The following is a 19,225-nucleotide window of genomic DNA, read 5'->3' on the forward strand; positions in this document are numbered from 1 at the left end:
GGATCAGCTCCGGGGGCGGCCGCGGTCGCGGGGTGCCCAGGGGGTGAGGAAGCGCCCGGCCAGCCGTACGAGCTCGGAGAAGAGCACGCCGAGGACGGCCACACAGACGATGCCGACGAACATCACGTCGTTCTGGAACAGGGCGCGGGAGTCGAAGATCAGATGCCCGAGGCCGTCGGTGGCGGCGATCTGTTCCGAGGCGACGATGACCAGGACGGCCACGCCCGCGGCGATCCGCGCGCCTACGAGGACGGCGGGCAGCGAGGCGGGCAGCAGGACGTGCCGGAACATCTGCCAGGGGCCCGCGCCGAAGACCTGGCCGGCGTCGCGGTGGCCGGAGGGGATGGCCAGTACTGCCGCCATGGTCGAGATCCAGACGAAGAAGAAGACGGTGGTGGCGACCAGGGCGACCTGCGGTCCCTCGCCGAGCCCGAACATGTTGAGGAAGACGGGCAGCAGCGCCAGCTTGGGGACCACGTACAGGGCGTCCAGGAGGGGTTCGAGGGCGGCCCGTACGAGGGACAGCGAGCCCATCAGCAGGCCCAGGAGATAGCCGGTGACGGTCCCGGCGGCATAGCCGGCCAGGACGCGCCGGAGCGTGGCCCCGACGTCCGGCCACAGCTCGCCGGCCAGGGCGCGGTCCCAGCCGTCGGCCAGGATCGTCGACGGGGCGGGGTAGATACGGGCGTCGAGCCAGGACCGGTCGGCGGCCAGCTGCCACAGCAGCACGAGCAGCAGCGGTACGGCTGCGGCCAGCGAGATCTCCAGGGTGCGCCGGCGGCGGTGGGTGCGTCCGGGGCGCAGTTCCCGGGGGCCGGGGCGGCGGACGAGGAGGCGGTCGGCCGCGGCGGGCCGGTCGTCCTCGTGGCCGGGCCGGGGAAGGGCGGCGGTCATGCGGGGACGGCCCCCTCGGTGGTCCGGTGCGTGGGGCCGACCCGGTCGACCTCGGCACGCAGCAGCTGCCACAACTCCGCCTTGAGGGCGGTGAATTCGGGGGTGGCGCGGACCTCGCCGGTGCGGGGGCGGCCGAACGGCGGGCGGCGTTCGGCGATGATCCGGCCGGGGCGGGCGGACATCACCAGGACCCGGTCGCCGAGTACCAGGGCCTCTTCGAGGCTGTGGGTGATGAAGAGGGTGGTGGTGCGGGTGGTCTGGGTGAGGTCGAGCAGTTCGTCCTGGAGGACGGTGCGCAGCTGGGCGTCGAGCGCCGCGAACGGCTCGTCCATCAGCAGGATCCCGGGGTCCACGGCGAGGGCGCGGGCCAGGGCGACGCGCTGGCGCATACCGCCGGAGAGCGTGGCCGGGTAGGCACCGGCGAAGTCGCCGAGTCCCATACGGGCGAGCCAGGAGCGGGCCTGTTCGTCGGCCTCCTTACGGGGCACGCGCTGGAGGTCGAGGCCGAAGCGGACGTTGGCCAGCACCGTCTTCCAGTCGTAGATGCCGTAGTCCTGGAAGATCATCGCGGCCGGGCGGCCGGCGCTCACCCGGAGTTCCAGTTCGCCCGCACTGGGGCGCAGCAGCCCGGCGGCGATGCGCAACAGGGTCGACTTCCCGCAGCCGGAGGGCCCGACGACACAGACGCATTCGCCCGGCGCGATCTCGGTATCGACGGGGCCGAGGGCGGCCAGTGCCTTGCGGCCGCGGCCGAAGGAGCGGGCCAGGGCGCGGGCGCGCAGGGCGGGTGGGGTGGCGGGGCCGGCGGCCGGGTGGTGTGGCGCGGAGGAAGGGGGCGGCTCTCCCACGGGGTGCTCCTTGCGGAGTGCGGACAGGGTGCCGCCGTGGTGCGCGGCCCGGGGCCCGTGCGGCCCGGTGGCCGGAAAGCGCGGCCCGCCGACGATATGACGGTCCGTCAGATTCGGGCAAGGGGCGTGCGGGCATGGTTGTGCGGTGTGGGGAGGAGTGGAGGGGTGAGGGCGAGCGTGCGGGCGGTGCGCCGGCCGGGCATGCGAAGGAGCCCGCTGCCGGGTGGGCGCGGGCTCGGTGGTGCGTACGGGGCGATCAGTTGTGGGAGCGGCCCGGACGGGGGCCGGCTTCCGCGCGCGTCAGGACTAGGCGCTGCACGTGGGGCAGATGCCCCGGTAGGTCACGGTGACCTCGGATACCTGGAAGCCGTAGCGCTCCGGCTCGGGCAGGGCGGACAGCGGGTCGCCCTGGACGTGGACGTCCCGGATCGTGCCGCACTGCGAGCAGACCAGGTGCTGGTGGTCGTGGTGGGCGTTGGGGTCGTAGCGCTTGGCCCGGCCGTCGGTGCTCACTTCGAGAACCTCGCCGAGCGACACCAGCTCGCCCAGGGTGTTGTAGACCGTCGCGCGGGAGATCTCGGGCAGCCGGGCGGTTGCCCGCGCGTGCACCTCGTCGGCGGTGTAGTGGACGTGGTCCCCGTCGAGGACCTCGGCGACGACGCGTCGCTGCGCGGTCAGCCGCCAGCCGCGCCCCCGGAGCCGTTCAAGCAGGTCACTCATGCCATTCACCTATCAGTCAGATAGACCCAGGGTAGCAGTGGGGGATCCATCACCGGATCGTGTACGAGTTTCGCATCCTTCTTGACTTAGACATTGTCCAATGTAGGATCGTGACCGGCGCAAGCCAAGGGCAGGTGGAGAAGACTTTTCAGGAGGCGCACGTGTCGGTAGAGAGCACCACTGGACCGCTGACCACGGAGTCCGGGGCTCCGGTCGGGGACAACCAGAACAGCGAGACGGCGGGCATCGGCGGACCCGGCCTCATCCAGGACCAGCTCCTGATCGAGAAGCTCGCGCACTTCAACCGGGAGCGCATCCCGGAGCGCATCGTGCACGCCCGCGGCGCCGGTGCGTACGGCACCTTCACGGTCACGGCCGACGTGACCCGGTACACCCGCGCCGGGTTCCTCTCCGAGGTCGGCAAGCAGACCGAGACGTTCCTGCGCTTCTCCACGGTCGCGGGCAACCTCGGCTCCGCCGACGCGGTGCGTGACCCGCGCGGCTTCGCGCTGAAGTTCTACACCGAAGAGGGCAATTACGACCTCGTCGGCAACAACACCCCGGTGTTCTTCATCAAGGACGCCATCAAGTTCCCGGACTTCATCCACACCCAGAAGCGCGACCCGTACACCGGCTCGCAGGAGGCGGACAACGTCTGGGACTTCTGGGGGCTGTCGCCCGAGGCCACCCACCAGGTCACCTGGCTGTTCGGCGACCGCGGCATCCCCGCGTCCTACCGCCACATGAACGGCTACGGCTCGCACACCTTCCAGTGGAACAACGAGGCCGGTGAGGTCTTCTGGGTCAAGTACCACTTCAAGACCGACCAGGGCATCAAGAACCTCACGACCTCCGAGGCCGCGGAGACCTCCGGCCTCGACCCGGACAGCCACCAGCGCGATCTGCGGGAGTCCATCGAGCGCGGCGAATTCCCCAGCTGGACCGTCCAGGTGCAGATCATGCCCGCGGCCGACGCGGCCGGCTACCGCTTCAACCCCTTCGACCTGACCAAGGTCTGGCCGCACGAGGACTACCCGCCGATCGAGATCGGCAAGCTGGAGCTCAACCGCAACCCGCAGAACATCTTCGCCGAGGTCGAGCAGTCGATCTTCTCCCCGCACCACTTCGTGCCGGGTATCGGCCCGTCCCCCGACAAGATGCTCCAGGGCCGCCTGTTCGCGTACGGCGACGCGCACCGCTACCGCGTCGGCATCAACGGCGACCACCTGCCGGTGAACCGCCCGCACGCCACCGAGGCGCGCACCCACGGCCGGGACGGCGCGCTCTACGACGGTCGGCACGCCGGACAGAAGAACTACGAGCCCAACAGCTTCGGCGGCCCGGCCGAGACCGGCCGTCCGTTGTGGCAGCCGGCCGCCGTGACCGGCCCCACCGGCGAGCATGTCGCGCCCTCGCACGCGGAGGACGACGACTTCGTCCAGGCCGGCACCCTCTACCGCCTGATGGCGGAGGACGAGAGGGAGCGCCTGATCGACAACCTGGCGGGCTTCATCGCCCAGGTCTCCCGCGACGACATCGCCCAGCGGGCGATCGAGAACTTCCGCAAGGCGGATGCGGACTACGGCAAGCGACTGGAAGCCGCGGTCCAGGCCCTGCGCGGCTGAGTGAGCGCACGCCTTTGCGGCTGAACCGCCGCCGCTTTCGCGGAGGTGGTGACCCGCCGTAGGGGTTGCTCAAGTGTCGCTGCCGTATATGAGCGAAGAGGCCGGATGCCAGTGGGCTTCGGCCTCTTCGTGTTGCGGCTCCGGGGGATGGTGTCCGGAGTCGTGTGTGGTCAGGCGGGTACGGGGCGGGCTCGTTCCGTGGTGGTCGACCAGCAGCGGATGATGTCGCGTACGGAGACCACGCCGACCGGTTCCTGGTCGTTGAGCACGATCAGATGGCGGAAGCCGCCGCGCACCATGGCGTCCGCGGCATCGTCGAGGGTCCAGTCCGGAGCGGCGAAGACCACGTCCGAGGTCGTATGGGTCTGGGCGGTCTCGCGGTCGGGGTTCTCGCCCGCGCCGAGGGAGTTGAGGATGTCGCGCTCGGTGAGGATGCCGATGCCGCTGTTGTCATTGTCGAGGACCACGGCCGCGCCGAGGCGGCGGGCCGCCATCAGCTGCGCCGCCTGGCGGAGGGTGTGAGCGGGCCCGATGGTGAGGACCACCGTGCTCATGGCGTCTTTGACGAACATGGGCATGGAGTGGTGCCACCTCCTTGGTGAATGTGCTTGCGAAGGGATTCACAAGTTCACAAAGTGGGGGATTCTCATGTTCACATGCCGCCGCGGATGCAACAAGGGGCAACTGTTGGACGGTTGTCCGAATGGGCGCCCCGCCGCAGGTCAGTGCGGGGAGTCGCCGAGATAACCCAGCAGATCCTCGTGCAGCAGACCGTTCGAGGCCGCCGCGTTGCCGCTGTGCGGGCCCGGCTTGCCGTCCAGGCCGGTGAACTGTCCGCCGGCCTCCTTCACGACCACCGCACAGGCCGCCATGTCCCACAGCGACAGCTCCGGCTCCGCGCAGATGTCCACCGAACCCTCGGCGATCATCATGTACGGCCAGAAGTCCCCGTAGCCCCGGGTGCGCCAGCAGTCCCGGCTCAGATCGAGGAAGCTGGGCAGCTTGCCGCGCTCCTCCCAGCCGGTCAGCGACGAGTACGCGAACGAGGCGTCCTGGATGCGGCCGACCTGGGAGACCCGGAGCCGGCTCGCGGAGGTCAGGCTGCGGCCGGTGAAGGCGCCCAGGCCGTCGGCGGCCCACCAGCGGCGGTTGAGCGCCGGTGCCGAGACGATGCCGACCACCGGGCGGTCACCGCCCTCTCCGCGCTCCATCAGGGCGATCAGCGTCGCCCAGACCGGGACCCCTCGGACGTAGTTCTTGGTGCCGTCGATCGGGTCGATGACCCAGCGGCGCGGCCCCGCGCCCTCACTGCCGAACTCCTCGCCGAGCACCGCGTCCCGTGGCCGGGCCCGCTGGAGCTGGCCGCGGATCAGCTCCTCGGCGGCCTTGTCCGCCTCGCTCACCGGCGTCATGTCCGGTTTGGTCTCGACCTTGAGGTCGAGGGCCTTGAAGCGCTCCATGGTGGCGGCGTCCGCGGCGTCCGCGAGGACATGGCCGAGGCGAAGATCATCGTGATAGTCGGGCATGTGCGAACAGTATCCATTGGTATACGCCGGAGCCAGGCGGCCATGCGCCGCCCGGCGTGTGGCGGCCCGCGCGCCGCCTGTGCGCCCCCGCTGCGACGACCCTTGACAGCATCTGGCGGTGCGTCAATTCTGTGCCGCACACCGGCTACCCGGGGCCGGCGGCCGGGGAGGCGACGGATGCCCGCAGCGCGTGAATCCTTGCTGGACGCCGCCTACGCGGCGCTGACGGGGCGGGCCTGGGCGGCCGTACGGATGGTCGATGTCGCGGCCGCGGCCGGGGTGTCCCGGCAGACGCTCTACAACGAGTTCGGCAGCAAGGAGGGGCTGGCCCGGGCCCTCGTCCGCCGGGAGACCGACAACTACCTCGCCGGGGTCGCGCGGGCGCTGTCCCAGGGCTCCCCGGCCGTCGGCGCCAGGCGCGACGCGGCGGGCCGGGTGGCGGCCGCGGCCACCTGGACGCTGCGGACCGCGCGGGCCAACCCCCTGGTCAGGGCCGTACTGACCGGCTGCTGGAGCGATCGGCTGCCGGCCCCCGCGGCTGCCGGTGCCGCGCCGCCACCAGCCAGCCGGCCCGGCATCCCCGCCCAGCGGACCGCACCGTCGGGGGACGGGCCGCTGCCCGGGCCCGCCGAGCTCGTCGGCCGCTTCTGCGACCAGGCGGTCGCGGCGCTGGAACCCGACTGGCCCGAGGAGCAGCTGCCCGCCCTGTGCACCGCCTGCGAGACCGCGGCGCGGCTGACCCTGGCCTGTGTGGTCGCGCCCGTGACGCCGGGGGCGGCACCGTCCGCGGGGCGCGTACCGGCCCGGCGGTCGCGCCGGGAGCTGGAGACGGAGGCGGTGTCCCGGCTCGTACGGGGCGCCTTCGCCCGGATGCCGGCCGACACGCAGCCGGGGGAGTGTTGTTGACGGGGCATCAGGCGAGGTGTCAGGCGGGCCATCGGTCCGGCGTGCGCGCGGGCGAGGGCCGGGACGGCGAACGGCGGGCGGGCGAAGGTCAGGACGGCGGGCGGGCGAGGCCCGGGGACAGTGGACGCCAGGCGGGCCGCCGACTCAGTGGGCGGAGCCCGACAGCTGAAGTCCGACCACCCCGGCGATGACCATCGTGATGGAGACGATCTTCAGCGTGGAGACCACGTCGCCGAGGAAGACCATGCCGTAGATCGCCGTACCGGCCGCACCGATACCGGTCCACACCGCATACGCCGGGCCGACGTCGAGCCGGCGCAGCGCCAGCGTCAGCAGACCGAAGCTGCCGAGCGCGAAGGCGGCGAACGCGACGGTCGGGAACAGGCGGGTGAAGCCGTGCGAAAGCTTGAGGCAGACCGCGAAGCCGGTCTCCAGGATCCCCGCCACCACGACCAGCAGCCACGCCATGTCCCATTGCCTCCGTCAGCCAGGGCCTGTCCGGCGGACCGACCCAGGGCCTGTCTCAGGTGAACGGCGACGGGGCGTCAGAATGACTCCTTACGGCCCCGTTCGGGCGGTCAGGGCGTGATGGACCACTGCGCCGACCTTGGTGTGATTATGCCTTTACCTCGGACGGGCGGGGGCAAACTTCGGCGATCAGTCGCCCTCGCGTCGTTCCCGGGTGGCCAGGAGGCGGCGCAGGGAGTAGAGGCGGGCCGGATCGGCATGGCCGTCGCTGACCCACTGGTCCAGCGCGCAGTCCGGTTCGTCGTGGCTACAGGCCCGCGGGCACTCCGCGGTGCCCGGCTCCAGGTCCGGGAAGGCGTGGATGACCCGGGACGGATCGACGTGATGCAGCCCGAAGGAGCGGACGCCGGGGGTGTCGATGACCCAGCCCGAGTCGTCGGGCAGCGGCAGCGCCAGCGCCGAGGTGGTGGTGTGCCGCCCGCGGCCGGTGACCGCGTTGACATGGCCGATGGCCCGGCGGCGCTCCGGGACCAGCGAGTTGACCAGGGTGGTCTTGCCCACCCCGGAGTGCCCGACGAACGCCGTCATACGGCCCGTCAGCGCGGCCCGGACCCGCTCGGCGGCGCTGCCGTCGGCGAGTTCGTCGCGGTTGGTGACGAGGTAGGGGACGCCGAGCGCGCCGTAGGACTCCAGCAGGGTGTCCGCGGACGCCAGATCGGACTTGGTCAGCACCAGCAGCGGGTCGAGGCCCGCGTCGTAGGCGGCGACCAGGCAGCGGTCGATGAGCCGGGGGCGCGGCTCGGGGTCGGCGAGCGCGGTGACGATCGCGAGCTGGTCGGCGTTGGCGACCACGACCCGCTCGAACGGGTCGTCGTCGTCGGCCGTACGGCGCAGCGTCGAGGAGCGCGGTTCGACCCGGACGATCCGGGCGAGGGTGTCCTTGGCGCCGGTCAGATCGCCGACGACGGCGACCCGGTCGCCGACCACCGCGCTCTTGCGGCCCAGTTCGCGGGCCTTCATCGCGGTGACCGTACGGCCCTCGATGAGGCAGGTCAGCCGCCCGCGGTCGACGGTCAGCACCAGGCCCTCGCCGGCGTCCTCGTGCTTGGGGCGGATGCTGGTGCGGGGGCGGTTGCCCTTGGGGTTGGGGCGGACGCGGATGTCGTCCTCGTCGGGGTTCTTTCCGTAACGGCGCATGGCGGCGTCAGCCTCAGCCTCTCCGGGCGGACACGGCAGCCGGGTCGAGCATGTCCGTCCACATCGCCGGGAAGTCCGGCAGCGTCTTGGCGGTGGTGGCGACGTTCTCCACCCGCACGCCGTCGACGGCCAGGCCGATGATCGCCGCGGCGGTGGCCAGCCGGTGGTCCTCGTAGGTGTGGAAGACCCCGCCGTGCAGCGGACGCGGGCGGATGTGCAGACCGTCCGCGGTCTCGGTGACATCGCCGCCGAGCTCGTTGATCTCCTTGGTGAGGGCGGCCAGCCGGTCGGTCTCGTGCAGCCGGAGGTGCGCCACCCCGCGCAGCGTGGAGGGGGAGTCGGCCAGCGCGGCGACCGCGGCGATACCGGGGGTCAGCTCGCCGACCTCGCTCAGGTCGACGTCGATGCCGTGGATCCGGCCGCTGCCGGTGAAGGTCAGCCCCCGGTCGGTCAGCTCGCAGGAGCCGCCCATGGTGGTGAAGATCTCGCGCAGCGCGTCACCGGGTTGCGTGGTGTGCTCGGGCCAGTCCGGGATGGTGACCCGGCCGCCGGTGACCAGCGCCGCGGCGAGGAACGGCTGGGCGTTCGAGAGGTCCGGCTCGACGACCAGATCGCGGCCGAGCAGCGCGCCCGGGGTGACCCGCCAGACGTTGGGCTCGCCGCCCGCCTCCGGGGTGTCCACCTGCGCGCCGACGCTGCGCAGCATGTCGACGGTCATCCGGATGTGCGGCATGGAGGGCAGCGCCCCGCCCACGTGCCGGACCTCGACGCCCTGGTTGAAGCGCGGCGCGGACAGCAGCAGCGCGCTGACGAACTGGGAGGACGAGGACGCGTCGATCTCGACCCGGCCGCCGTCCAGGCCGCCGCTGCCGAAGACCGTCATGGGCAGCGCCCCGCGGTTGTCGTCGTCGATCCGGGCCCCGAGGGCACGCAGCGCGCCGATCACGCCGCCGAGTGGACGCTCGTAGGAGCGCGGGTCGCCGTCGAAGCGGATCGGGCCGTCGGCGAGCGCGGCGACCGGCGGCAGGAAGCGCATGACCGTGCCGGCGTTGCCGACGTCGATGGTGGCAGGGCCGTGCAGGCCCGCCGGGATCACTCGCCAGGCCTCCCCGCCACCGGGCTGCCCGGCCGCGTCCGAGCTGGAGGAGGCGGTCTCCTCGATGCCGACGCCCAGGGTGCGCAGGGCCTCGGCCATCAGGAGCGTGTCACGGGAGCGCAGCGGGCGGCGCAGCCAGCCGGGCTCGGCGGAGAGGGCGGCCAGGACCAGGCCGCGGTTGGTGACCGATTTGGAGCCGGGCACGGTGACGGTGGCATCGACGGCCCCGGAGGCGAGGGGGGCGGGCCACAGGGCGGGATGTGTCGGGCTCTCGGTCATGCCCTTACTTTAATGGCTGGGCAAGGGTGCCGATCTTGATCAAAAGCGCCGCAACCCCGGTGAAACATGGCACGGGGAGTGCGCTCACGTGCCGGAACCGCGTCCGCGGCACAGCCCCCGGCCGGGGCGGCGGCGGAACCGGCCCCCGGCGCGGGCCGGTTGACGTCAGAGGCCGAGCAGCCAGCGCCCGCCGCCGATCAGCGAGCACAGCGTCACCACATGGAAGAGGCCGAGCCAGACCGCCGCCGGCACATGGGTCAGCCGCGCCAGCTGGTCCGGATCGGAGTCCACGGCCCCGCCCCGGCGCCGCTTCCCCTGGAGCTCGAACGGCGGCCGCACCCCGCCCAGCAGCAGGAACCAGACCACCACATACGCGAACGCCGCCTGCACATCCGGCGTCGTCAGCCAGGAGACCAGCACGAACGCGGCGCCGGTGAGCACGACCGTGAGCACGCCATAGGCGTTCCGGATCATGATCAGCATCGCCAGGAGCAGCGCGGTGGCGCCCCACAACAGCGCCGTGATGTGCCCCGCGGCGAGCAGCGCGGCGCCCGCCAGACCGAGCAGTGACGGCGCGATGTAGCCGGCGGCCGCGGTCAGCACCATGCCCAGACCGGTCGGCTTGCCCCGCGAGACGGTCAGGCCCGAGGTGTCGGAGTGCAGCCGGATGCCGTCCAGGCGGCGGCCGGTGAGCAGCGCGATCAGCCCGTGCCCGCCCTCGTGCGCGATGGTGACGGCGTTCCGCGCCAGCCGCCAGGCGGTGCGCGGGACGACGGCGCCCAGCGCGAGCACCGCCGTCGCGATCACCAGCCAGAGCGAGGGATCGGGCTGGGTCCCGAACACGCGGCTCCATATGTCCGTGAGGTGGTCGGTGTCCATGTCTCCCCTTCGTGTGGCATGGCAGTGTGGCACGCATGTGCGGTAGGTATGCAGCGAGTCGTCGCCCCGAGGACCTGGTGGGACTCTTCGGCGTTCAGCAGTGGGAGCCGACGGAGACCCTCGCGCCCAGTTGGAACGTGGCCCCGACGGCCCAGGTGCACGCGGTGCTCGAACGTCCCCTCAAGGGCGCGGCGGCCGAGGACTCCCCGCCGGGCGGTCCGGCGCGCCAGCTGCGGGCGCTGAAGTGGGGCCTGGTCCCCTCGTGGTCGAAATCACCCGAGGCCGCCGCCAAGATGATCAATGCCCGGGCCGAGACCGTGCACGAGAAGCCGTCCTTCCGACAGGCCTTCGCGACCCGGCGGTGCCTGCTGCCCGGAGACGGGTATTTCGAGTGGGTCACCGATCCCGCGGAACGGCAGCTGGAGGAGCAGGGCAAGAAGAAGCGGCCCCGTAAGCAGCCGTATTTCGTGACGCCCGCGGACGGCTCCGTGATGGCGATGGCCGGGCTGTACGAGTTCTGGCGGGACCGGACGCTGCCCGGCGACCACCCGCTGGCCTGGTGGGTGACCTGCACCGTGGTCACCACCGAGGCCGAGACCACCCCGCTGGCCGGGGCCGACGGCACCGGGCCTCAGTCGCTGGCCGAGATCCACCCCCGGATGCCGCTGGTGCTGACCCCGGACCGCTGGGACGCCTGGCTCGACCCGGCCCGTACCGACCCGGACGAGGTACGCGAGCTGCTGGCGCCGCCGCCGGCCGGGCTGATGCGGGCCCATCCCGTACCGACCGGGGTCAGCAATGTCCGCAACAACGGGCCCGAGCTGGTCACCGAACTCGACGGGCCCGAGGTCGGCACGCTGTTCTGAGCCGCCGCAGCGGCCCGCCGCGCTGCCCTTCCCGCCACGGCGCGGGCAGGATGGGCGTATGAGCACTGGGGCGAGCGAGACCGAGACGGTCGCGACACCGGCGGGCGATGCCCGGATCACCTGGTACCGCACGGCGGAGCCGGCGCGGGCCGTGGTGGCGCTGAGCCATGGCGCCGGGGGCGGCATCGAGGCGCGTGACCTGAAGGCGCTGGCGGCCGCGCTGCCGGCCCGCGGCTACTCCGTGGCCCTGGTCGAGCAGCCGTGGCGGGTGGCGGGCAAGAAGGTGGCGCCCGCGCCGAAGACCCTGGACACCGGCTGGACCGCGCTGTGGCCGGCGCTGGCGAAACCGGGGCTCCCGGTGGTCGCCGGCGGTCGGAGCGCCGGGGCCCGGGTGGCCTGCCGTACGGCGCGGGAGCTGGGAGCGCGGGCCGTAGTGGCGCTGAGCTTCCCGCTGCATCCGCCGGGCCGGCCGGAGAAGTCCCGGGCGGACGAGCTGACCGGTGCCGGGGTGCCGACGCTGGTCGTCCAGGGCGGCCGGGACCCGTTCGGCCGCCCGGAGGAGTTCCCGCCGGGGACGGAGCTCACCGAGGTGGCGCACGGTGACCACGGCTTCGCGGTGCCGAAGAAGGCGGGCATCGGGGAGGCGGAGTCGATGGCCGTGATCACGGACGCGGTGACGGGCTGGCTGGACGGGTTGCTGGGCTGACGGTCCGGGCTACGGGGCGGCGCGGCGGTGCGGGCGGCTGACGGGCCGGTGCGTGCCGGACCGCCGGCCCCTTGCGACCGGCCCCCGGCTCACCCCTCCTGTCCGCGCGGCCGGGCCCGGACATGCATCCGCTCGCCCTGTCTGCCGAAGAGGCTCAGCAGCTCCACCGGCTCGTCGCCCGCCGGGCCGAACCAGTGCGGCAGCCGGGTGTCGAACTCCGCCGCCTCCCCGGCCCGCAGCTCCACCTCGCGGTCGGCCAGCAGGAGCAGCAGCCGCCCGGACAGCACGTAGAACCACTCGTAGCCCTCGTGTGTGCGCTGCTCACGCGGGCCGCCGACCGGGTCCAGGATCAGCTTGAACGCCTGCAGCGCGCCCGGCTGGCGGGTCAGCGGGATCGCGGTCTTGTCCCCCAGCCGCATCGGGGCCGCCCGCACCCGGGGATCGCCGACCTCCGGCGCCCCTACCAGCTCGTCCAGCGGTACCTGATGGGCCTGCGCCAGCGGCAGCAGCAGTTCGAGGGTGGCCTTGCGGCCGCCGGACTCCAGGCGCGACAGGGTGCTCACCGAGATGCCGGTCGCCTCGGAGAGCGCGGTCAGCGTCACCCCGCGCTCCTGGCGCATCCGCCGCAGCCGCGGGCCCACCTCGGCGAGTACCCGCTCGTATCCCTGATCGTTCACCCTTCTATTGCCGAAGCGGCAAGCGCATTTGTCAACCCGTCGTCCGGCCGAATCCTTGACCGCGGACCGGGAATGCCGTGGCGATCACGGCTGTTGTGCCATGCGTAGTGCTCGAGTACGTCCGGTGAACGACGAGGAATGGGAGTCCGCCGCATGGGAATCGCTTGCCCGGCCCGCCCGGCCGCCGATCTGCCGTGGTCGCAGATGCAGGTCACGCAGCCCGCCCTGGCTGGAGCGGCGGCGGCACCGGATCGTCGTCTATTCTCCGAATCGGGTGGGTCCGCATCCGGATCCAGGACGGTGTTGGAGGAGGTGGGTCCGGTCACCGGTACCGACGCAGGGACCGACGGCACGGCGCAGGAGCAGGTCCAGGAGAGCGTCGCCGAGCGCAATGCGCGCTTCGAGCGGGACGCCCTCACGTTCCTGGACCAGATGTACTCCGCCGCGCTGCGCATGACGCGCAACCCGGCCGACGCGGAGGACCTGGTGCAGGAGATGTACGCGAAGGCGTACGCGTCCTTCCACCAGTTCCGGGAGGGCACCAACCTCAAGGCGTGGCTCTACCGCATCCTCACCAACACCTTCATCAACTCCTACCGCAAGAAGCAGCGCGAGCCGCAGCGCAGTGCCGCCGAGGAGATCGAGGACTGGCAGCTGGCGCGCGCCGAGTCGCATATGTCGACCGGGCTGCGTTCCGCCGAGTCGCAGGCGCTCGACCACCTCCCCGACTCGGACGTGAAGGCCGCACTCCAGGCGATCCCCGAGGAATTCCGTATCGCGGTCTACCTGGCGGACGTGGAGGGCTTTGCGTACAAGGAGATCGCGGACATCATGGGGACACCCATCGGCACGGTGATGTCCCGTCTGCACCGCGGTCGGCGCCAACTGCGCGGCATGCTGGAGGATTACGCCCGTGAGCGCGGGCTGGTTCCGGCGGGGGCGGCGGCCGGTGACCCGCAGGCCGCGCAGACGTCGGACGCGCACGACCGGAAAGGCTCGGGATCATGAGCTGCGGAGAGCCGCATGAGAAGGACTGCTCAGAGGTCCTTGACCACCTCTACGAGTATCTCGACCGGGAGATGCCCGCCGGGGAGTGCGCAGATTTCCAGGTGCATCTCGACGAGTGCTCGCCGTGCCTGGAGAAGTACGGCCTGGAGCAGGCCGTGAAGAAGCTCGTCAAGCGCTGCTGCGGCCATGACGACGTCCCCAGCGATCTGCGCTCCAAGGTCATGGGCCGGATCGAGCTCATCCGGGCCGGCGAGACCGTCCCCGACGTGAGCGTGCTCGAACAGGCCAAGAAGGAACAGGCGGAGCGTGCGCGGGAGGACGCCGCGGCGTCCGCGGCGGCGGAGGGGACCGGTCCGGCCGACGCGACCGGCTCCACCGATGCACGTACCGGGGCCGCACGGGCCGAATAACGCGGCACATCACCCCAAGGGGTGAGGGGTGGGGCCCTCGTCCCGCCCGATCCGCTGAACCGCCTTCCCCGGCGCCTTTGCCCCTCTATTCTCACCGACCCGAGCGCACTGCGGATGCGGCGCGCCAGGGCCCCGGCTCCGCACGAGCCCGGGGGAGCGGTGGGCAGGGCGAGGAGGCGCGATGCGAGGACTTCCGGCGGCCGCACGAGGGTATATCGGCTGCGCCGCGCCGGCCGCGGCGCTGTGTGCCGCCCCCGCGATGGGCCTCGGCCCCGACGCTCCCTGGAGCAGCGCCCTCGCCCTGGCACTCCTGTACGGACTCTGCGAACAGCTGCGCCGCTGCCGGCCACCGGTCGGCCGGGCCCCGTACGCCCCCGACTCCGGCGCCCCGGGCGGCTTTCCCACCGGATGGGCCGGGCCCGTCCTGCTCGCCGGGGTCTTTCTGCTGCCGCCGCCGCTGGCCGCGCTGGCCGCCGTCCCCGGCGCGTTGCTCGCACCGGCCGGGCCGCGCTTCGCCGCCGCCCGCCGGGTCTGGCACGCCGCCGAGCTGGCGCTGGCCTGCTGGGCGGCCGCCCAGGTGTTCCGGGCACTCGGCCACCAGCCGCTGTCCGCACCGCAGTTCCCCCTGGTGCTGCTGCCGGCCGCGGCGGCCGCGGCCACCTTCTGCGGGGTGCTCGCCGCGCTCGACGGCGGGGTCCTGGCCGCCGCCGAGCGGCACCCCCTCCGCACCGCCTGGCGCGGGCTGCTGACCCGCTCCCTGGGGCCGCATCTGGTGCACGGTCTGGCCGGGCTGATGATGGCGGTCCTGTGGTGCAGCTCGTACGGGCCGCCGGCGGCGCTGCTGGTGCTGCTGCCGATGTACCTCTCCTGCTGGGCCTTCGACCGGTATCACCGGGAACGCGCCGCCCACCAGGCCACCATCCGCGCCCTCGTCCAGGCCGTGGACATCAAGGACCGCTACACCCGCGGGCACAGCGAGCGGGTCGGCCGCGCCTCGGTGATGATCGCCCGGGAGCTGGGCCTGGCGGAGGACCGGATGGAGGCGCTGCGGTTCGCCGGCATCCTGCACGACGTCGGCAAACTCGGCGTCCCCACCCGGCTGTTGCGCAAGGACGGGCCGCTGACGCCCCAGGAGCGCCGGGTCATCGAGCTGCACCCCGAGTACGGGCACGAGATCGTGCGTGGCATCGGCTTCCTGGAGGAGGCGCGGGCGGCGATCCTGCACCACCACGAGCGGCTGGACGGCAGCGGCTACCCCTACGGACTGAGGGGGCATCAGATCCCGGAGGTGGCACGGGTGGTGGCGGTCGCCGACGCCTTCGATGCGATGACCTCGACCCGTTCCTACCGCCGGGCCCGGCCGGTGCCGGCGGCCGTCGCGGAGCTGCGCAAGTGCGCCGGTGCGCAGTTCGACCCGCGGATGGTCCGCGCGCTGGTGGCCTCGCTCGACCGCGACGGCTGGCATCCGGACCTGGTGACGGCGGCGGACGCGGAGCCCGGCGCGGGGCGGTCCGGGCCGGATGACGCCCTGCCGCGGGACGCCGGGGGCGGGACGCCCGTACCGGTGCCGCCCGTGCCGCTGCCCGAACGGGCCGGACGGGACGGTGCGCGGTGAGCGGCGTCGCGGAGGAGCCCCCGCGCGACCGGGCGGCCGGGCGCCGGGCGGCACCGGCCCCCGCGCCCGGCGCCCCGCGCACCGCGGACCCGGGCGCGTGCGGCGGCGGCGCCGTGATCGCCGCGGTCTATGTCCCGGCCGCCGCGCTGGCCTGCTGGTCGCTGGGCCGGACGCTGTGGGACGGCCTGGCCGAGCCGGGGATCGCGCTGGCCTTCGGGGTGCTGATCACGGTGGGTGAGCTGGTGGGGCAGGGGCCCGCCCCGGCGGCCGGGGGCGCACGGGTGCCGGGGGTGCGCGAGGGCGCCCCGCTCGGCGCGGCCGGCGCCCTCGCCTACGCCCTGCTCGGCGAGGCCGGCGGCCGGCCGACGACCCATGGCGTCCACCAGATCGTGGCCGTGGTCCTGGCGGCCGGTCTGGTCGGCCTCGTCCCGCGGCTCGCGCGCGGCGAGGGACCGGCCCTTGATCCCCTGGCGCGCCGGGTGCTGACCACCGGCTTCGCCGCCACCTGCTTCCAGCCGCTCTACAACACCGGGACGCTGGGCTCCTGGGTGGCCTCCGGGCCGGTCTACCCGGTCTTCCTGATCGCGCTGCTGGCACTGACCGCGCTGTGTGACGCGGTCCTGGTGGCCGCGCTCGCCCGGGCCCGTACCGGCTGGCCGTACGGGCCGCTGCTGCGCGACGAGTTGCGGGCGCTGCTCGGCATCGGCTCGGCGGTCTGCGCGACCGGGGTGGTGATCTCGCTGGCCACCGCCGTCGCCGGGCTGTGGGCGCTGCCGGTGTTCTGTCTGCCGCTGCTGCTGACCCAGTTCGCCTTCCGCCGGTTCGCGGCCGTCCGCGCCACCTACCGCCAGACCATCGCCTCGCTGGCCCGCTCCACCGAGATCGCCGGCTACACCCCGCACGGCCATGCCCGCCGGGTGGCCGCGCTCAGCCGCGCGGTGGGCCGTGAACTCGGCCTGAACGAACCGGATCTGGATGTGCTCGAACACGCCGCGCTGATGCATGACATCGGCCAGCTCTCGCTGCTGGACCCGGTGCCGGACGGGGCGACCGCGCCGCTGCCGCCCGCCGAACAGCGCCGGATCGCGCTGCTGGGCGGCGCCGTGGTCCGGCAGACCGGCGTCCCCGCCGAGGTCGCGGTGATCGTCGAGCGGCAGGCCGATCCGTACCGCGAGCAGCCGCTCACGGCACGTATCGTCCGCACCGTCAACGCCTACGACGACCTGTCGGGGGGATCCGCGGGGCCGGGCGGCCCGCTGCGCGCCCTGGAGCGGCTGCGGCTGTCCACCGCCCGGGACCACGAGCCCCGGGTCGTCGAGGCGCTGGCCAGGGTCCTGGCCTGCGGCGGCCGGGCGGGGTGAGACGGCCGAGGGGTCCGGTGGCGAATAGCCCCCTCGTGGAAGGCCCTCCCGGCCACTACGGAAGGCTCTTCCGGCCATGTATGTCCCGACAATGCCGGAAATGCCACCCCGCCAGAGGCTCGGCGCACCCCTGCCGACGCCCCATCCGCCCCAGCCACCACACCACCGCCTTTGCGCCGTAGCCAGCCCCGCAGGTCGTGGAACCCATGGGTAATGAGCGCCCTCCGAGATGGGCATGGTTGGATGCGAAGGGAGCCCCTCTCAGGGGGTTCAGGGGGTCGGCGAAGGGCAAGGAGCCGCAGGGGGACCGGTAAACCGGGCTGAGCCCGGCGGCAATCTGTGGCAGGTTGTCGAGTGGGCCCCCGGAAGGCCCCGGACGCCGCTCGGGACCCCACCTCAGCGGCATCAAGAGCAACCAGCAGGCGGGAATCGTGAGGATCTTCGGCAAGGTACGGCACCGGCCCTCCGCCTCGTGGCGGCAGGCGACCGACCGGGCTTTCACGCTGATCGGCGACGGCCGTTACGAGGACGCGGGAGCACTGCTGACCCGCGCCGCGGACATGGAGCCGTGGCTCTCCGAGTCCTGGTTCAACCTGGCCCTGCTGCACAAGTTCCGGCACGACTGGGAACAGGCCCGGGCCGCCGGACTGCGCGCCGTCGCGCTGCTGGACCGCGAGACCGGGGCGCCCGACTGGTGGAACGTCGGCATCGCCGCCACCGCCCTCCAGGACTGGCCGCTGGCCCGCCGTGCCTGGCAGGCGTACGGCCTCAAGGTCCCCGGCGGGGGCTCCCCGTCCGGCGAACCGCTCGGTATGGCCCTGGGCAGCGCCGCGGTCCGGCTCTCCCCGGAAGGCGAGGCCGAGGTCGTCTGGGGCCGCCGGCTGGACCCGGCCCGTATCGAGGTGCTGTCGATCCCGCTGCCGTCCTCCGGGCGGCGCTGGGGCGAGGTGGTGCTGCACGACGGCGTCCCGCACGGCGAGCGGACCACCGCCGCGGGCCCCTCGTACCCGGTCTTCGACGAGATCGAGCTGTGGGCGCCTTCCCCGGTCCCCACCTGGGTGGTGCTCCTGGAGGCCGCCACGGAGGCCGACCGGGACGCCCTGGAGCGGCTGGCGGCCGACGCCGGCTTCGCCGCCGAGGACTGGTCGTCGTCGGTGCGGCTGCTGTGCCGTACGTGCTCGGAGAGCCGGATGCCCAGCGACGAGGGCGAGGGCGAGCATCTCGACCCGCACGACCACAGTGAGCCCGGCCACCCCGGCCCGCTCGGCCACCGCACCGCGGGCTCCGGTTCGCTGTGGGTGCCGGAGCGCGAATGCGGTATCGCGGCGCCGTCCGCGCTGGTCCGCGGCCTGCTGGACGGCTGGGTCGCGGACAGCCCGGACACCCGGGAGTGGCGCGATCTGGAAGAGGTCTGCTGAGGGTCCGGTCGCGCCCCCGTAGGCTGTGGGGCGACTATTCAGGGTTTTCAGGAAGGCGTACGGCGGAGATGGCCCAGCAGCCTGTGTTTGATCAAGACGGTGACCAGCGCGTGGACGAGGAGTTCCTTGACGACGTCACCGACGCCGGGGAGCGGGAGACCGCCCACCGTGAGCGCGGCACCTCGCGGCCGATCACGGTCGTCGGCAATCCGGTGCTCCACAAGGAGTGCAAGGACGTCACGGAGTTCGGCGACGAGCTGGCGCAGCTGATCGACGACATGTTCGCCAGCCAGCGCACCGCCGAGGGCGTGGGCCTGGCCGCGAACCAGATCGGCGTGGACCGGAAGGTCTTCGTCTACGACTGCCTGGACGACGAGGGCGTCCGGCACGTCGGGGCGGTCTGCAACCCGGTGCTGGACGAGCTGCCCGCCGAGCGCCGGATCCTGGACGACTCCAACGAGGGCTGCCTGTCCGTGCCCGGCGCCTACGCCGAGCTGGCCCGCCCCGACTACGCCGTGGTCCGCGGCCAGGACGCCAAGGGCGAGCCGATCGCGATCCGGGGCACCGGCTACTTCGCGCGCTGCCTCCAGCACGAGACCGATCACCTCTACGGCTACCTCTACATCGACCGGCTCAGCAAGCGGGACCGCAAGGACGCGCTGAAGCAGATGGCCGAGCGGGAGCCCCGCTACCCCGTCGTCGCCAACGACTGAGACGGACGGGCGC

General features: G+C 73.0%; 20 protein-coding genes. 10 read left to right on the forward strand and 10 right to left on the reverse strand.

Annotation, left to right across the window (positions count from 1 at the left end; all coding sequences use genetic code 11):
* Positions 1-3 precede the first annotated feature (3 nt).
* From QT196_RS26650 to QT196_RS26660, 3 genes are all read right to left on the reverse strand, one after another.
* A complete protein-coding gene (locus QT196_RS26650) occupies positions 4-894 on the reverse strand; it encodes an ABC transporter permease (protein WP_168481293.1) in 891 nt (296 codons plus the stop codon).
* Positions 891-1,676: an ABC transporter ATP-binding protein gene (locus QT196_RS26655; RefSeq protein ID WP_168484005.1), complete on the reverse strand. Its 786-nt coding sequence runs from the start codon at positions 1,674-1,676 to the stop codon at positions 891-893. The genes QT196_RS26650 and QT196_RS26655 overlap by 4 nt, the downstream gene beginning before the upstream one ends.
* A gap of 372 nt (positions 1,677-2,048) precedes the next feature.
* Positions 2,049-2,462: a Fur family transcriptional regulator gene (locus QT196_RS26660; protein ID WP_168481294.1), complete on the reverse strand. Its 414-nt coding sequence runs from the start codon at positions 2,460-2,462 to the stop codon at positions 2,049-2,051.
* A gap of 161 nt (positions 2,463-2,623) precedes the next feature.
* Between QT196_RS26660 and QT196_RS26665 the strand changes: the two genes are divergently transcribed.
* Positions 2,624-4,087, forward strand: a complete 1,464-nt coding sequence (locus tag QT196_RS26665; RefSeq protein WP_168481295.1) for a catalase — start codon at positions 2,624-2,626, stop codon at positions 4,085-4,087.
* Positions 4,088-4,257: 170 nt separating this feature from the next.
* Here QT196_RS26665 and QT196_RS26670 read toward each other — a convergent pair whose 3' ends face one another.
* Positions 4,258-4,659 (reverse strand): CBS domain-containing protein, encoded by a 402-nt coding sequence (locus QT196_RS26670; protein ID WP_190142294.1) that lies wholly within the window; start codon positions 4,657-4,659, stop codon positions 4,258-4,260.
* A gap of 150 nt (positions 4,660-4,809) precedes the next feature.
* Positions 4,810-5,613: a histidinol-phosphatase gene (gene hisN, locus QT196_RS26675; protein ID WP_168481296.1), complete on the reverse strand. Its 804-nt coding sequence runs from the start codon at positions 5,611-5,613 to the stop codon at positions 4,810-4,812.
* A 177-nt stretch (positions 5,614-5,790) separates the two neighbouring features.
* Here hisN and QT196_RS26680 point away from each other — a divergent pair, with 177 nt between their 5' ends.
* Complete coding sequence (locus QT196_RS26680; RefSeq protein WP_290355855.1) at positions 5,791-6,519, forward strand: TetR/AcrR family transcriptional regulator; 729 nt, start codon at positions 5,791-5,793, stop codon at positions 6,517-6,519.
* Positions 6,520-6,663: 144 nt separating this feature from the next.
* Here the strand turns inward: QT196_RS26680 and QT196_RS26685 are convergent, their stop codons facing one another.
* The 4 genes from QT196_RS26685 to QT196_RS26700 form a co-directional block, all read right to left on the reverse strand.
* The gene (locus QT196_RS26685; RefSeq protein WP_168481297.1) at positions 6,664-6,987 is read right to left on the reverse strand and encodes a multidrug efflux SMR transporter; all 324 of its coding nucleotides are present in this window, start codon (positions 6,985-6,987) and stop codon (positions 6,664-6,666) included.
* Positions 6,988-7,176: 189 nt separating this feature from the next.
* Complete coding sequence (rsgA, locus tag QT196_RS26690) at positions 7,177-8,184, reverse strand: ribosome small subunit-dependent GTPase A (RefSeq protein ID WP_266733581.1); 1,008 nt, start codon at positions 8,182-8,184, stop codon at positions 7,177-7,179.
* A 13-nt stretch (positions 8,185-8,197) separates the two neighbouring features.
* Positions 8,198-9,559 (reverse strand): 3-phosphoshikimate 1-carboxyvinyltransferase, encoded by a 1,362-nt coding sequence (gene aroA / locus QT196_RS26695; RefSeq protein WP_290355856.1) that lies wholly within the window; start codon positions 9,557-9,559, stop codon positions 8,198-8,200.
* A 165-nt stretch (positions 9,560-9,724) separates the two neighbouring features.
* The gene (locus QT196_RS26700) at positions 9,725-10,438 is read right to left on the reverse strand and encodes a M50 family metallopeptidase (protein WP_168481300.1); all 714 of its coding nucleotides are present in this window, start codon (positions 10,436-10,438) and stop codon (positions 9,725-9,727) included.
* 35 nt (positions 10,439-10,473) lie between these two features.
* Between QT196_RS26700 and QT196_RS26705 the strand changes: the two genes are divergently transcribed.
* Together QT196_RS26705 and QT196_RS26710 are read left to right on the forward strand one after the other, a co-directional pair.
* Entirely contained in the window at positions 10,474-11,304 is an 831-nt protein-coding gene (locus tag QT196_RS26705) for an SOS response-associated peptidase (RefSeq protein ID WP_168481301.1), read from the forward strand.
* A 58-nt stretch (positions 11,305-11,362) separates the two neighbouring features.
* On the forward strand, positions 11,363-12,010 hold the full coding sequence (locus tag QT196_RS26710) for an alpha/beta family hydrolase (protein ID WP_168481302.1): 648 nt from the start codon (positions 11,363-11,365) through the stop codon (positions 12,008-12,010).
* 89 nt (positions 12,011-12,099) lie between these two features.
* Here the strand turns inward: QT196_RS26710 and QT196_RS26715 are convergent, their stop codons facing one another.
* Entirely contained in the window at positions 12,100-12,687 is a 588-nt protein-coding gene (locus QT196_RS26715) for an XRE family transcriptional regulator (protein WP_168481303.1), read from the reverse strand.
* A gap of 312 nt (positions 12,688-12,999) precedes the next feature.
* Here QT196_RS26715 and QT196_RS26720 point away from each other — a divergent pair, with 312 nt between their 5' ends.
* The 6 genes from QT196_RS26720 (at position 13,000) to def (ending at position 19,212) form a co-directional block, all read left to right on the forward strand.
* Positions 13,000-13,695 carry a sigma-70 family RNA polymerase sigma factor gene (locus QT196_RS26720; RefSeq protein WP_211117612.1) on the forward strand — a complete coding sequence of 232 codons (696 nt, stop codon included), beginning with the start codon at positions 13,000-13,002 and terminating at the stop codon, positions 13,693-13,695.
* The gene (gene rsrA / locus QT196_RS26725; protein WP_168481305.1) at positions 13,692-14,105 is read left to right on the forward strand and encodes a mycothiol system anti-sigma-R factor; all 414 of its coding nucleotides are present in this window, start codon (positions 13,692-13,694) and stop codon (positions 14,103-14,105) included. Before QT196_RS26720 ends, rsrA begins: the two co-directional genes overlap by 4 nt.
* A 181-nt stretch (positions 14,106-14,286) precedes the next feature.
* Positions 14,287-15,720: an HD-GYP domain-containing protein gene (locus QT196_RS26730; RefSeq protein ID WP_168481306.1), complete on the forward strand. Its 1,434-nt coding sequence runs from the start codon at positions 14,287-14,289 to the stop codon at positions 15,718-15,720.
* Between the two features lie 113 nt (positions 15,721-15,833).
* On the forward strand, positions 15,834-17,081 hold the full coding sequence (locus QT196_RS26735) for an HD domain-containing protein (RefSeq protein ID WP_266734408.1): 1,248 nt from the start codon (positions 15,834-15,836) through the stop codon (positions 17,079-17,081).
* A gap of 431 nt (positions 17,082-17,512) precedes the next feature.
* Positions 17,513-18,499, forward strand: a complete 987-nt coding sequence (locus tag QT196_RS26740) for a hypothetical protein (RefSeq protein WP_018089486.1) — start codon at positions 17,513-17,515, stop codon at positions 18,497-18,499.
* Between the two features lie 68 nt (positions 18,500-18,567).
* Positions 18,568-19,212, forward strand: a complete 645-nt coding sequence (def, locus tag QT196_RS26745) for a peptide deformylase (protein WP_168481307.1) — start codon at positions 18,568-18,570, stop codon at positions 19,210-19,212.
* Positions 19,213-19,225: the final 13 nt, after the last annotated feature.

The sequence above is a fragment of the Streptomyces sp. P9-2B-2 genome (genome assembly GCF_030406865.1).
Taxonomy (GTDB): Bacteria; Actinomycetota; Actinomycetes; order Streptomycetales; family Streptomycetaceae; genus Streptomyces; species Streptomyces platensis.

What these genes read in the sequence shown, in the direction of transcription:
- QT196_RS26680 (WP_290355855.1), top strand. Translation starts at nt 5,791, where the DNA reads ATGCCCGCAGCGCGTGAATCCTTGCTGGACGCCGCCTACGCGGCGCTG.
- rsgA (WP_266733581.1), bottom strand. Translation starts at nt 8,184, where the DNA reads ATGCGCCGTTACGGAAAGAACCCCGACGAGGACGACATCCGCGTCCGC.
- QT196_RS26710 (WP_168481302.1), top strand. Translation starts at nt 11,363, where the DNA reads ATGAGCACTGGGGCGAGCGAGACCGAGACGGTCGCGACACCGGCGGGC.
- QT196_RS26650 (WP_168481293.1), bottom strand. Translation starts at nt 894, where the DNA reads ATGACCGCCGCCCTTCCCCGGCCCGGCCACGAGGACGACCGGCCCGCC.
- QT196_RS26670 (WP_190142294.1), bottom strand. Translation starts at nt 4,659, where the DNA reads ATGTTCGTCAAAGACGCCATGAGCACGGTGGTCCTCACCATCGGGCCC.
- def (WP_168481307.1), top strand. Translation starts at nt 18,568, where the DNA reads ATGGCCCAGCAGCCTGTGTTTGATCAAGACGGTGACCAGCGCGTGGAC.
- aroA (WP_290355856.1), bottom strand. Translation starts at nt 9,559, where the DNA reads ATGACCGAGAGCCCGACACATCCCGCCCTGTGGCCCGCCCCCCTCGCC.
- QT196_RS26705 (WP_168481301.1), top strand. Translation starts at nt 10,474, where the DNA reads ATGTGCGGTAGGTATGCAGCGAGTCGTCGCCCCGAGGACCTGGTGGGA.
- QT196_RS26685 (WP_168481297.1), bottom strand. Translation starts at nt 6,987, where the DNA reads ATGGCGTGGCTGCTGGTCGTGGTGGCGGGGATCCTGGAGACCGGCTTC.
- QT196_RS26660 (WP_168481294.1), bottom strand. Translation starts at nt 2,462, where the DNA reads ATGAGTGACCTGCTTGAACGGCTCCGGGGGCGCGGCTGGCGGCTGACC.
- QT196_RS26730 (WP_168481306.1), top strand. Translation starts at nt 14,287, where the DNA reads ATGCGAGGACTTCCGGCGGCCGCACGAGGGTATATCGGCTGCGCCGCG.
- rsrA (WP_168481305.1), top strand. Translation starts at nt 13,692, where the DNA reads ATGAGCTGCGGAGAGCCGCATGAGAAGGACTGCTCAGAGGTCCTTGAC.
- hisN (WP_168481296.1), bottom strand. Translation starts at nt 5,613, where the DNA reads ATGCCCGACTATCACGATGATCTTCGCCTCGGCCATGTCCTCGCGGAC.
- QT196_RS26700 (WP_168481300.1), bottom strand. Translation starts at nt 10,438, where the DNA reads ATGGACACCGACCACCTCACGGACATATGGAGCCGCGTGTTCGGGACC.